The organism is Bythopirellula sp. (assembly GCF_041737835.1).
Taxonomy (GTDB): domain Bacteria; phylum Planctomycetota; class Planctomycetia; order Pirellulales; family Lacipirellulaceae; genus Bythopirellula.
On sequence record NZ_JBGSQY010000055.1, the window covers coordinates 52,943 to 64,943 of the forward strand.

Here is a 12,001-nt window from a genome sequence, read left to right on the forward strand (position 1 = left end):
GGGGAAACCTACTTCTCTTGGAACTTCACAACAGCGACTTCGGCATCACGAGGTTGGTCGAGCTCAAAGTACTCGGCCACCTGCTCGGTGATATCCTCAGCAGCGGGTTCGTCCAGCGGGATTTCATCCTTGAAGTTGGTATCTGCATTGGCCAACTTGGCGGCCACGTCGAGCTTCGTGCGGATATCGACAATCAATTCCTTGGCGCGAGCCAAGTGGCTGTCGTCGAGCTTGAGATCGCTCGATGCTTGCGCGACTTCCACGAGCTTGAGCTTGGCTTCCAAGTTTTCGACGTCGACTTCCAATTGACGCTGAGCGCTCATCATCGCCGCCAGCTTTTCACGAGCCGCATCGAGATTTCGTTGACGGGCGTTCCGCATGTCGGTGAGGCTGCCGAGTGTGGCGTCGGACGTTTTGAAACGCACGAAACGACGCGACAAATCTTGCTTCACCTCATCGGCCGAATAACTGTGGCCCGCGTAACGGAAGACACTGTCGCCGGTTTGCAAATCGGATTGCAGCCGCATGATTTCCGATTTTTCCTTACCGGCTTTGCTCTCGGCGGTTTCGATCCGCTTGTCGAGCGATTCGACTTCCACTTCTTCCTTAGCGATCACGTGCATCGAGCGGCGAATTTCGGGTTCAAGATCGCGGACCATTTTGCGGGCACGATCGATCTGGAAATCCAAGGGGACGGTATCCTCGACCGTTTGGCTCGCACGCTCGTAGCCGGTTGTCAGGTAGCTCCACGCCCCTTTTCCCAGCACCAAGCCTCCTAACAGCCCCACCAACAACACACCAAAGACAAGTTTTCTGAACATGGCCTACGCCCTCCAAAACTGTTTTCCCTGGCCGCGATGGCCAAGCTGAATCCGGAATATCTCGTGATGGCGCGTCTGACGTGTCGGGCCACCTAAGAAGGATTTCGCAGCCTGAAGGGCGATCTTGGCTGGATCGGACAGAAAATTCTGAACCCTCAGGCGTGAATTCTCGTACTAGCCGCAGACGGTGGCCCGCGGTGCGCGCTGACCGGTGTTGACGAAATGCCTGAAAACGAGTCTTTTTGAGACCTTGGAGGCGGTGGCCCCGTTCATGGGCTGCCCGAATTTCCGCAAATTCCTATCCTGCCCATCCCCCTCGCGAGGAAGCCATGCTTCGCCCTTTGTTTTATTTTGCTCTCTTAACCCTGGTAGTGACGCTGGCGGGCCAAGTTGGTTGCACGAAATCGACCGTCGACCCGGCACTGATCGCAAAGCACAAAGACAAATTCACGCTCGCCGCCGAGCCCGACGGGGTGCAGACGGTGTACGAAGTGCGTGAAGTCTTGTTGGGGCACACCGAAGAAGAACACGATCACGCGGCCGAGGAGCATGCCCACGAAGAGGGCGAAGAGCATGACGAGCATGCGGATCAAGACCATGCCGCAGGGGAAGAACACGCCGACCACGATCACGAAGGGCATGACCATGATCATGCGCATCATGACCACGAATATCCCACGGAAGCGAAGGAAGTTGCCATGGTCGGCCAAGTGGGTGGGCTCGCCAATCCCTGGGAAGAAACGCAACCTGAATTTCCTTTTGCGACCAATTTCGCGATTTTCTTTCTCGCCGATCCTCAAGCCGTCGCCGAGCATGCCGAAGAAGGTCACGTACATGCCCCGGGTGAGGAATGTGCATTCTGTGCCGCGCATGCGGAAGAGAATTCGGAATTGTTCGCCATGGTGCGGCTCGTCGATGATAACGGCAAGCCCATCCCCGTGGACGCTCGCCAGTTGTTCGACGTGAAAGAGAACGACACCGTGGTGGTCAAGGGCACCGCCCAAGTCCTCGAAGGGGGAATGCTCGTGGTCAAAGCCACGGGTGTTTACGTTCGTAAGTAACAACATTCATTTTTACTTACCACAAAGCACACAAAGTCACAAAGAAGATCAATAATTCTTTCTTGGTGACCTTCGTGGCTTAGTGGTTGGTTTCTTTAGAAAAGGAATTCATGACATGCAATCGTTCATTCGCTATAGTTTGTTTGCTTTACTTGTGTGTTTAGTGACTCTGCCAGTCGTTGCAGCGGAGGAAGCACCGCTTTCGGAATCGACCGACATTGCCGCGGTGAAGAAGGCTCTCAAGCTGCGTGATGGCGAAACGGCGATCTTCGTGGGTGACATGCATTGTGCCGGGTGTGCCAAGAAGGTGGCACGCAAGCTCTACGGCGTGAAGGGAGTCGTGAAGGTGCGGTCGGATATTAAGATCGACGTCACGATCGTGACGCCGCAAAAGAATAAGCAGGTCGATCCCAAGGCCTTGTGGGCTGCCACGGAATCATCGGGGATTCTGCCGATCAAGTTGATCGGTCCCGCGGGAGTGATCGAAGCCGATGCCGAGGCCAAGAAGGCCGCGCAGAAGACGCAGCACGATCATGCGGCGGAAGAAACCAAAAAGGGTTAAATCAATAATCCTTGAAAGTAAAAACGCTAAGCCGCAAGCGGTGCTTGCGGCTTAGCGTTTTTTTGTTTTGGTAACGATTATTTTACGCCGTTTGCGTGGCGTACTTCTTCATGTATTCGCCATAGATCCAGTCGTAAGTCTTCTTCATGCCGTCACGTAGTTTGATGCTCGGGGCCCAGCCCAAGTACTCGGTGATCTTGGTATTGTCGCTGTTGCGGCCGTTCACACCCTTAGGGGCCTTGAGGTTGTGGTTGTGCTTGAGTTTGATGCCGGCGATCTCCTCGACCATGTCGTAGAGGCCTTCGATCGTGGTGATCTCATCGGAACCTAAGTTGATTGGCTCGAGAATGTTGCTGTCGGTGATCGCGAGGATCCCTTTCACACAATCGTCGATATACATGAAACTGCGGGTCTGCTTGCCGTCGCCCCAGATTTCGACTTCCGTTTCACCGTTTTCTTTGGCGTGAATGATCTTACGGCAGGTCGCGGCGGGAGCTTTCTCGCGGCCACCTTCCCACGTGCCATAGGGACCGTAGACATTGTGGAAGCGGGCCACGCGAGTATGGAGCCCAAAATCTTCGCGGAAGTGGCGGCACATCCGTTCCGAGAACAACTTTTCCCAGCCGTAGCCATCTTCGGGCATCGCGGGATAAGCGTCGGCTTCCTTAAGCGGCACGACGTCTTCTGATTTTTGCTTGTCAGCATTATATACACAGGCGCTACTGGCATAGAAGAATCGGTCGGCCTTGGCGGCCAACGCGGCTTGCAGCAAGTGGGTGTTGATCAACACCGACAACATGCACAAGGCTTTGTTGTTTTCGATGAAACCCATGCCCCCCATGTCGGCGGCCAGATTGTAGATGTCGCTCACGCCTTCACAAGCCTTGTGGCACTCGTCGATGTGTTTCAGATCAGCCACAACATTTTCGGCATCTGGAAAGGCTTGATACCACTGGTCCATCGGCTTGGCGTCGACGCTGCGCACCTTGTAACCGTCTTTCAACAAACGTGCGACCAGATTCCCGCCGATGAATCCACCACCACCGGCTACGAGAATGGTTTTCTTGCTCATCCGACTGTGTTCCTAACATTTCTAAGGGTCCTGGGCTGCGTGGGACGACTGCGCACAGCCCTGTTCAACTCAAGAATACAAAATTATAGATGCTTGCTTGTTCTATGGGCAGGACATAAAGCTAGCTCAACGTCTGTGAGAGATGGCCTGCTGTTTCAGGCGGATCTGGGTGAGGTTGAGTTGTGGGAGCTGGTGAGACTGCATCAGCTTGCGGGCCATGTTCGACAAGATCGACGAAACGTCCACAGAGAAGACGTTTGCTGTAGAGCCGATCAATGAGATCGCGTGCTTCACGGCCCATTTCCATGCGCTGTGCTTCGCTCGTATGATAAATTTCCCGAATGACGCGCTCGGCATTCTCTACCTGGCCATGATGAATGGCCCAACCAATTTCGCCTTGGGCCAGAATATCTGAAACGTGACATTCCGCGGGTCCCAAAGAAAGAATGGGACGTGCCGCTGCCATCGAACCGTAGACTTTGCAAGGGTGACAGATGCCAACGATCTTTTCACCCACGGCAACCAGATGAACATCCGCCGCACTGAGTGAAAAGCGAAGATTTTCAATCGGTTGATAGGGGAGCGTACGAATATTAGCCGGCTGTTCGCGTTCGATGAGGTCATCGAGTTGCTTTTTTAGCAATCCGCCGCCAATAAACAAGAACAACAAATTGGGTAAATCGGTAACTCGTTTCGCAACTTCGAGCAGTGTATCAACTGGTGAGGCAATCGAGAGATTGCCCGAATACATGATGACGACTTTTCCTGCGAGGCCATGTTCCTTGCGGAAAGGATTTTCAGTGTGGGGAACTGGTTCGACGTGATCCTCAAGAGGCCAGGGCGGAAAGACAACAAGTTTATTTGCGATCTTCACCTTGCGGTTGAGTCGCTCCGCCATGAAGCGGTCGAGAGCAATCACGGTCTGTGCTCGACGCAATATTTGTCGATTGAGCCAATCAAAGATCCGGACTTGCAGCGACGTTGGCGAAGCTTTGCCCAGCTCGATCATTTGATCGGGGTTGAGGTCCATCACCCAATACGTAATTGGTGTGCCGCGAAACATGTTGATCACCACCGCGGCCAAGGGACACATCGGTGGCGACGTGCTCACCACGATATGCTGCAAGTTTCGCGTGAATAGCCCGCGGAAGAGGCATTGTAAGGTAAAGCTGATACCACCGATGAGGCGAATCAAGATCGAGCCTTTGCCAAAACTTGAGAGAGGCAAGCGGCGTATATTAACGCCATCCAGGACCTCGTACTTTGCGAAGTGCTTAGAAGGATCTTCATAACCGCGTGACGATGTATAAACTCGCACGTAGTGACCACGCTCGGCGATCGCTCGGGCAGCCTCGTGCATGTATTGCCCCACCGCCGGGGTGTCCGGCGAATAGACTTGAGACAGCACGAGCACGACGGGTTTAGGCATGATCAATTGAGGATTTGTTTTCGAGCTAGATTTGATAGCGCCGTACGATATCTGATTACATGACAACTTGACGAAGTTCGCTGGCTTCTCTCGTTCGGAGGTAGTCCTGAAACGTCTCAGCCAAACCGTCCTGCAGGTTAATCTTAGCGCGCCAACCTAGGCTGTTAATCAGTTTCGTGTCCGTACGCTTGAGCAGCGTGCCATCGGGTTTGGACAGATCGTTGGTAATCTTGCCGCGATAGCCGATAACTTCGGCCACCATTTTTGCCACTTCTTGAATACTGATGTCTTCGCCAGTTCCAACATTGACCAGATCGGGGGGCGTATCTACTTGGAGCAGAAATGTGACTGCTTCCGCTAAATCATCGACATGCAAAAACTCACGCCGCGGTTTGCCGGTGCCCCAAATCACGACTTCCTCGGATTGCTCGACCGTCGCTTCGTGAAAGCGGCGAATAAGTGCGGGCAGAACATGAGAGTTTTCCGCATGATAGTTATCGCCAGGGCCGTACAGATTCGTCGGCATGGCTGAATGGAACATGACTCCATATTGCTGGCGATAATACTGACAAAGCTTCAAGCCAGCAATTTTCGCGATAGCATAGGCTTCGTTCGTTGATTCCAAAGGGCTCGACAGTAAGCAACTCTCGGGCATGGGTTGGGGGGCTTCACGAGGGTAGATGCAAGTGCTGCCCAGATAAAGAAACCGTTGGCAGCCATGGGCGTAAGCCGCATGGATCGAGTTGACTGCCATGGCGAGGTTTTCGTGAATGAAGCTCGCCGGATAAGTCATGTTGGCAAAAATGCCACCCACGCGCGCGGCCGCAAAGACGACAACATCGGGCTGTTCGTCGGCAAAGAATTGATTTGTCGCTTGTTGATTGCACAGGTCAAGTTCTTGCCTGGTGCGGATCACGATATTATCGGCACCGAGGGCGTGCAGCTTTCGCCTGACAGCAGTGCCGACCATGCCCCGGTGGCCCGCAACAAAGATTTTTTTGTCAGTGAGTTCGTACATGTTGCGTGACCCGTCACAAAGAGTAAGTGACGAATCTCCCCATTGTGTGCAAAAATTTATCGACTCGCGGCTAGGCTGGCTTCTCGTTCGGCGAGTTCCAAGTCCGCGGCAATCATGATCTCAGCGAGTTGCTTGCAGGTGGTCTTTGGCTCCCAGTTCAGTAGCTGCTTGGCCTTTGAATAATCACCCAAGAGCAGATCCACTTCGGACGGCCGGAAATAACGGGGATCGATTTCGACGTACTCATGCCAATCCAGATCCAAGGCTTCGAAGCAGTAATCCAGAAAATCGCGAATGGACTGCGTTTGGCCGGTGGCAATCACAAAGTCCTCGGGCTCACCGTGCTGCAGCATGAGCCACATCGCTTCGACGTAATCCTTGGCATAACCCCAGTCGCGCTTGGCATCGAGATTGCCTAGATAGAGCTTCTCTTGTAGGCCTAGCTTAATACGAGTTGCAGCTCGAGTGATCTTACGCGTGACAAACGTTTCGCCGCGACGGGGAGATTCGTGGTTAAAGAGAATGCCGTTGCAAGCGAACATTCCATAAGACTTGCGATAGTTCACCGTCTGATGAAAGGCATAAACCTTAGCGCAAGCATAGGGGCTCTGCGGACGAAAAGGCGTGTTTTCCGTTTGAGGAGTTTCGACAACCTCACCGAACATCTCCGACGACGAGGCTTGATAAACCCGCACTTCCTTCTTCTTGTTCAATTGGCGAGCTGCTTCGAGAACGTTCAAAGTTCCCGCACCCGTTGCCTGTAAGGTGTAGACAGGTGAATCAAAAGAGACTCTCACATGGCTTTGAGCGCCGAGGTTGTAGATTTCATCCGGTTCAATGTCTAGCGCCAGGTTGGTGAGGCTCTGCGCATCGGTTAAATCGCCGTAGTGGAGAAATAAATGCGTACCGGAACTGTGAGGATCCTGATACACCGTGTCGAGCCGACCCGTATTGAACGAACTGCTACGGCGAATCAGTCCGTGAACTTCGTAATTCTTGGCCAATAACAGTTCGGCCAAATAGGAACCGTCTTGGCCTGTGATGCCGGTTATTAATGCGCGTTTGGTCATAAATTGAATGGGTATATTGGGAGTTGTAAGGGTAGAGTCATTCTCAATACAGCAATTATTCTATTATCCAGATCATTTATCGATGAGCAATTGATAGGGCGTGCCTTAATTGGGGGGCAATTCTTGGCCCAGCCAGACCATGGTTGGCTCGATCCAACGGCGAATCGTCGCCAAATCGTCTGGGTTGGCGTTGCTTTTCCGCCTTGTGGTCAGCCCCGCATCAAACATCTCTTGAAATCCCTGCTGGACTTCCGACGTCATCTCCAGACCACAAAATTCCAAGACTCGCTGAACTAGCTCGGGAGACATGTCTTCGAGCCGAACTTCCAGATAGCGGTCCGAGGGAAGCTGGCGACCATAGAGACAAGCCTGCTCCACGCACATCCGCCATTGCAGGCTACAGACTTCCAGCAGTTCAAGTTGTTCGAGCATGCCGTCGATCCCCGGCAGGCGTGGTCCCCAGACGGGTTTGCCTACTAGTCCCGAGAGCTGCTGAGGCATGACTCGTCGCACAAACTCTTTGAAGTAATAAGGAGCCCGCTTGAGATCAATTTCTTTGAGTCGTTCCAGCAGCTTGTCTTTGGGAACGCCTCGGGCATGCTCTTGCCAAAAGCGGCGGATCGAAAGGACCGTTTCCACACCATCACGAATCGTATGAATGAACAGGCAGCCCGGCAACACGCGGTCGACAAATTCCATCCGCAACGAATTGCTTGGTGTCTTTTCGATCAGGCGTTGGCGCCCAGCGGTTTGCACCGCTTTGGCGAATGTCGCGCGGATGTGCTGGCAGACTTCTGGCCGGGCATCCCCGGGCCGTAGCATGTCCGATTTGTCGTCGTTACCATACTTCCAAGTCAGCCGAGGCTCTTCCAGGTGTGCCAGCTGAGTGTGCGAACCCAGCAGATTGCCGAGCAGGGTTGTCCCCGAGCGGGGAGAGCCAATCACCACGATTGGGCGTTCGAGGAAAGAGTTGACGGGTTCGCTGGTCATCTTTCGAGGATAACAGGCGATTCCCGCTGCATCTATAGTTTCCAATTAAGACTAGGCCTGGACCCGCCCTTCGGGTAAGGGTTAACCGGATCATAGCGACTGAAAGTCCGTTGGGCTGCCTTTGAAAAGGCCTCTAGGGACGCATCTTGGTAATTCGTGACTAGGCAAATTGATTGAATTTTTGGTGCCAAAGGATATAATCAGTCTAGGTTTTGATGCGGAACTTACGGAACAAGATCTTGATTCCCGGGCCAATTGGGAACCCGTTGAGGGGTATGATCGCGGCGGTTCAGGGCTAAATCGTTTGGCGAGATCACACGCTGGCGGCAAAAGTGCTGCTTGCTTCAGAAAGGTTCATACTAATCGCAACGATTACATCTGTGCTAATCCTATTCATTCGCCTGATCAGAACCGTACAGAAAACCACCTGCCATAGTTTACTAACCCAGAACCAATTTTCTTAGCATGATCACATTGTCTAGAAAATTCGTGTTTCTATTGGCCGTAGCTGTGTGTGTTTTACACAGCCAGGGGCACGCTTTGGCGGTGACGACGTCTTATCATATTGGCAATAGTCTGACCTACGATAGTCAGCCCGAGGCCATGGAAGCTTTCGCGGCCAGCCGTGGTCTCGATCACCAAGTCGGCTATCACATTCGCAGTGGTTCGTCGTTGCGAAATATTCTCGACAACCCGACCGATGTATCGGTTGAGCCTAACGAGTTCGGTACCTATACCCAAGCCTTGCCCAACAATGCGTGGGACATCGTGACGTTGCAACTACACAACAGTAACAGTCCTTTAGCTACATTAGGGCAAGACGTCGAATCCATATTGTCGTTAATCAATTTAACGCAATCTAATCCAGCAAATGCAAATACCAATTTTTACATTTATCAAACGTGGCCGCAACTAAGTAGTACTTCATATCAAGACCAATGGAATGGGCCGTCGCCAGATAACGTAAACACTCCTATGTCGCGTCGGCGTGAATACTTCAATAATTTGATTGAACGCGTTCGAGCTGAAACCGATGCCAATGTCTACATGATTCCCGTGGGAGAAGTTTTGTATGAACTCGACGTGCGGATGAGAGCCCGTGAGATTCCAGGCCTTAGTTCGGTCAATCAGTTGTATCGTGACGGGCTGCATTTAACTTACGGGGCTGGCAGATTTGTCGCTGGTGCGACGACTTTTGCCACCATACTTGGGCAATATCCGACAGGACTCGATATCCCAGCCGATTTTTATGGAGGCCCAACCGCACCAAGCGAAGCCCAGAAAACGGCAATTCTTGAAACGATTCGTGACGTTCTCGATAAACATCTCTATTCGGGAGTCGAGATGCCACCGCCATTACGGGCTGATTTTGATGGCAACCTGGTCGTTGACGAGGCCGATTTCGACCGGTGGCACTCATCATTTGGGATTACAAATCCCTATGATGCTGATGGCGACGGAGATGCGGACGGTCGAGATTTTTTGTACTGGCAAAGGAATGTTTATTCCCAACTTACTCCGGAAAAACTTGCAATAGCCGATCTCAATCACGACGGCGTATATAATGCCCAAGACTTGCCCGTTTGGCAAACTTCTTATGGGGTCGATGATGGAGGAGATGTTGACGGAGATGGCGACACAGACGGTCGAGATTTTTTGCTTTGGCAGCAGGCGGCTATGAGTAATCCTGCAGACTTAAATGGCGACTACGTGGTTGATAGCCTTGATCTAGAACAATGGCAACAGTCTTATGCTTTTTTAGAAAGCACGGATGCAAATCATGATGGCGTTGTCGATCAGGCGGATTACCTGATCTGGGAAGCAGAGAATGGCCTGTCATGGAACTTTCCTTATGCCATGACGGCCCCCCCGCTGGCGTCACAAACGGCTACTTTGCAAGGGCGGACCATTCCCGAGCCAACTTCTGTGGTTCTCGTTGGATTTTTAGTCTATGCATTCTCGCTTTACCACGAGAGAGGGCCTGGACGTAAATAATAGATACCGTCTTTTTTCTAGGCGGATGTAGATCAAGACCTTAGGCGCTCCGCGTCGGAGAGTCAGGGGGTAACTTGCGGTCTTCACCGGTTGGGAATAGCAGGCGGCGAATATTTTCCCATTACATTTGTTACGCTTTGGTAGTGCTGACGGTATTCGTTCAGCCGTATCAACTTGGGGCTGCCTCGGCTCCGAATATCATTCTGGTCTTGACCGACGATCAGGCTTGGAATGGGACCTCGTTGCAAATGCATCCGGACCTTCCCAATTCAAAAAGCGATTTCTATCAAACTCCGCGCCTCGAAGAATTCGCAGCTAACGCGATGAGGTTTTATAACGGCTATTCTTCACACCATATTTGTTCGCCGACTCGTGCGGCAATTCTAACAGGTCAAAGCCCCGCCCAGTTGCAGATGACGGAGTTGCCGATTTCCTATCCAGGAAGTAGTCGTTGGGCTGGACATCAGGATCGACAACCTCTGACCCCTCCAGCTGCTGAGCCTCTTCAGCCCGATGCTTTTACTCTTCCACAATTGTTAGAACAGAGCAACAGCGATTACGTCACGGCGCATATTGGCAAGTGGCATCTAGATCCTGTAACGGGTCTTGACCCAGAAGATGTGGGTTACACGACCAGCGAACGTAAAGCTCCGTTCGCTCCCTCGGAAGAAGATCCGAAGGATGTTTTTCAGCTTGCCAATTCGGCAGGGATTTTTATGGAAGAAAGTGTTGCAGATAACAAGCCGTTCTTTCTTCAACTATCCCATTTTGCGGTCCATGATCCAGTTGAGGCTCGTCCAGAAATTCTTGATAAGTATGATGCGCTGCCTCCGGGGACGAAACATAAAGATCCTGCCTATGCGGCCATGACTGAAGATCTCGACACATCTTTTGGCATGGTGCTAGACAAGCTCGACCAACTCGGCATACGCGATAATACCTATGTCATTTATACATCTGATAATGGAGCCCCTGCGCGAGCTAGCAGCAATTCACCTCTTTACAGGGGTAAGTCAGAACTTAGGGAAGGTGGAATACGAGTGCCATTTATTATTAGTGGGCCTGGCATAGCAGAAGGAAGTTTCAGTGGTGTGCCCGTAACGACGACGGACTTGTTTACCACGATTGCTCGCTTGACGGGATATTCTGGCTCTATTCCAGCCAATGTCGAAGGAGGCGATTTTTCACCCATCTTGTTCAATGACGGTTCACTGCCCGAAGGGATGGATCATATTGCTCGTAATTTTCATGAGGGTGGAGAAATCTACTGGCACTCGCCTCAAAACTTTGCCCCGGGAACTGGATATCGAGTTAGGCCATCGTCCGCTGTTCGTGACGGCGATTTTAAACTCTTTGTGGAATATGGTGAGCATGGAAGTCCTGATGCAGAATATCTCTACAATATCACGAAGGACATATCGGAAAGTACGAATTTAGCGAGTTCCATGCCGGCCAAAGTCGCTGAATTACGGGCAAAGTTGAATAACTATTTGGAACAAATCGATGCCTCTTTCGCCTATGACGTGAAAGTTCCGGTAATGATTGATTGGGATGCCGATCACCAGGGTAACGTGCCAGGAGACTGGCGATCAACGAATGATCTAAAATATCAAGGGCGGGAAACTTGGCGCGCCAACGCAGGCGATCATGGCCCTCAGGTACAGTTCTCTGAAGCTTACCAACCTGGCTTAGCTGAGGATGCGTATCATTTTGGGGGAAGTCATGTTCTAGAGAGGTTGAATTTTCAGGTAGCTGATCGCCGTGATCGGCGAAACACGGTCAATGTTGGCACACCTGATTTTAATCGATCAACCTCAATGGAAATGTGGGTTCGTTTTGATACCCTGCGATAGCCCAGGACTTTCGGACAGCGGCGGGCCAGTTTTTCTACGCCGCTAATGCCGGGGCGTTTTCGGCTTCGAATTGTTCTGGGGTTTTGTAGTCGAGCGACTGGTGGAGCCGCTGACGATTGTAAAAGATTTC

General features: G+C 51.9%; 10 protein-coding genes. 4 read left to right on the forward strand and 6 right to left on the reverse strand.

Annotation, left to right across the window (positions count from 1 at the left end):
* Positions 1–8: 8 nt before the first annotated feature.
* Positions 9–821, reverse strand: coding sequence for a hypothetical protein (locus tag AC6T8Q_RS17530; RefSeq protein WP_496919898.1), 813 nt, complete (start codon positions 819–821; stop codon positions 9–11).
* A 329-nt stretch (positions 822–1,150) separates the two neighbouring features.
* Here AC6T8Q_RS17530 and AC6T8Q_RS17535 point away from each other — a divergent pair, with 329 nt between their 5' ends.
* Entirely contained in the window at positions 1,151–1,882 is a 732-nt protein-coding gene (locus AC6T8Q_RS17535; protein ID WP_500680313.1) for a hypothetical protein, read from the forward strand.
* A gap of 115 nt (positions 1,883–1,997) precedes the next feature.
* Entirely contained in the window at positions 1,998–2,444 is a 447-nt protein-coding gene (locus AC6T8Q_RS17540) for a heavy-metal-associated domain-containing protein (RefSeq protein WP_500680314.1), read from the forward strand.
* Positions 2,445–2,526: 82 nt separating this feature from the next.
* Here AC6T8Q_RS17540 and AC6T8Q_RS17545 read toward each other — a convergent pair whose 3' ends face one another.
* The 5 genes from AC6T8Q_RS17545 to AC6T8Q_RS17565 form a co-directional block, all read right to left on the reverse strand.
* Complete coding sequence (locus tag AC6T8Q_RS17545; protein ID WP_500680315.1) at positions 2,527–3,516, reverse strand: NAD-dependent epimerase/dehydratase family protein; 990 nt, start codon at positions 3,514–3,516, stop codon at positions 2,527–2,529.
* 121 nt (positions 3,517–3,637) lie between these two features.
* Entirely contained in the window at positions 3,638–4,945 is a 1,308-nt protein-coding gene (locus AC6T8Q_RS17550) for a glycosyltransferase family 4 protein (RefSeq protein ID WP_500680316.1), read from the reverse strand.
* A gap of 55 nt (positions 4,946–5,000) precedes the next feature.
* Positions 5,001–5,963 carry a GDP-L-fucose synthase family protein gene (locus AC6T8Q_RS17555; protein ID WP_500680317.1) on the reverse strand — a complete coding sequence of 321 codons (963 nt, stop codon included), beginning with the start codon at positions 5,961–5,963 and terminating at the stop codon, positions 5,001–5,003.
* Positions 5,964–6,019: 56 nt separating this feature from the next.
* On the reverse strand, positions 6,020–7,033 hold the full coding sequence (gene gmd, locus AC6T8Q_RS17560) for a GDP-mannose 4,6-dehydratase (RefSeq protein ID WP_500680318.1): 1,014 nt from the start codon (positions 7,031–7,033) through the stop codon (positions 6,020–6,022).
* A gap of 105 nt (positions 7,034–7,138) precedes the next feature.
* A complete protein-coding gene (locus tag AC6T8Q_RS17565; protein WP_500680319.1) occupies positions 7,139–8,023 on the reverse strand; it encodes a sulfotransferase family protein in 885 nt (294 codons plus the stop codon).
* A 465-nt stretch (positions 8,024–8,488) separates the two neighbouring features.
* Between AC6T8Q_RS17565 and AC6T8Q_RS17570 the strand changes: the two genes are divergently transcribed.
* Together AC6T8Q_RS17570 and AC6T8Q_RS17575 are read left to right on the forward strand one after the other, a co-directional pair.
* Positions 8,489–10,018: a hypothetical protein gene (locus tag AC6T8Q_RS17570; RefSeq protein ID WP_500680320.1), complete on the forward strand. Its 1,530-nt coding sequence runs from the start codon at positions 8,489–8,491 to the stop codon at positions 10,016–10,018.
* 143 nt (positions 10,019–10,161) lie between these two features.
* Complete coding sequence (locus tag AC6T8Q_RS17575) at positions 10,162–11,871, forward strand: sulfatase (RefSeq protein ID WP_500680321.1); 1,710 nt, start codon at positions 10,162–10,164, stop codon at positions 11,869–11,871.
* Positions 11,872–12,001: the final 130 nt, after the last annotated feature.

What these genes read in the sequence shown, in the direction of transcription:
- AC6T8Q_RS17530 (WP_496919898.1), bottom strand. Translation starts at nt 821, where the DNA reads ATGTTCAGAAAACTTGTCTTTGGTGTGTTGTTGGTGGGGCTGTTAGGA.
- AC6T8Q_RS17540 (WP_500680314.1), top strand. Translation starts at nt 1,998, where the DNA reads ATGCAATCGTTCATTCGCTATAGTTTGTTTGCTTTACTTGTGTGTTTA.
- AC6T8Q_RS17555 (WP_500680317.1), bottom strand. Translation starts at nt 5,963, where the DNA reads ATGTACGAACTCACTGACAAAAAAATCTTTGTTGCGGGCCACCGGGGC.
- AC6T8Q_RS17570 (WP_500680320.1), top strand. Translation starts at nt 8,489, where the DNA reads ATGATCACATTGTCTAGAAAATTCGTGTTTCTATTGGCCGTAGCTGTG.
- AC6T8Q_RS17535 (WP_500680313.1), top strand. Translation starts at nt 1,151, where the DNA reads ATGCTTCGCCCTTTGTTTTATTTTGCTCTCTTAACCCTGGTAGTGACG.
- AC6T8Q_RS17565 (WP_500680319.1), bottom strand. Translation starts at nt 8,023, where the DNA reads ATGACCAGCGAACCCGTCAACTCTTTCCTCGAACGCCCAATCGTGGTG.
- AC6T8Q_RS17550 (WP_500680316.1), bottom strand. Translation starts at nt 4,945, where the DNA reads ATGCCTAAACCCGTCGTGCTCGTGCTGTCTCAAGTCTATTCGCCGGAC.
- gmd (WP_500680318.1), bottom strand. Translation starts at nt 7,033, where the DNA reads ATGACCAAACGCGCATTAATAACCGGCATCACAGGCCAAGACGGTTCC.
- AC6T8Q_RS17545 (WP_500680315.1), bottom strand. Translation starts at nt 3,516, where the DNA reads ATGAGCAAGAAAACCATTCTCGTAGCCGGTGGTGGTGGATTCATCGGC.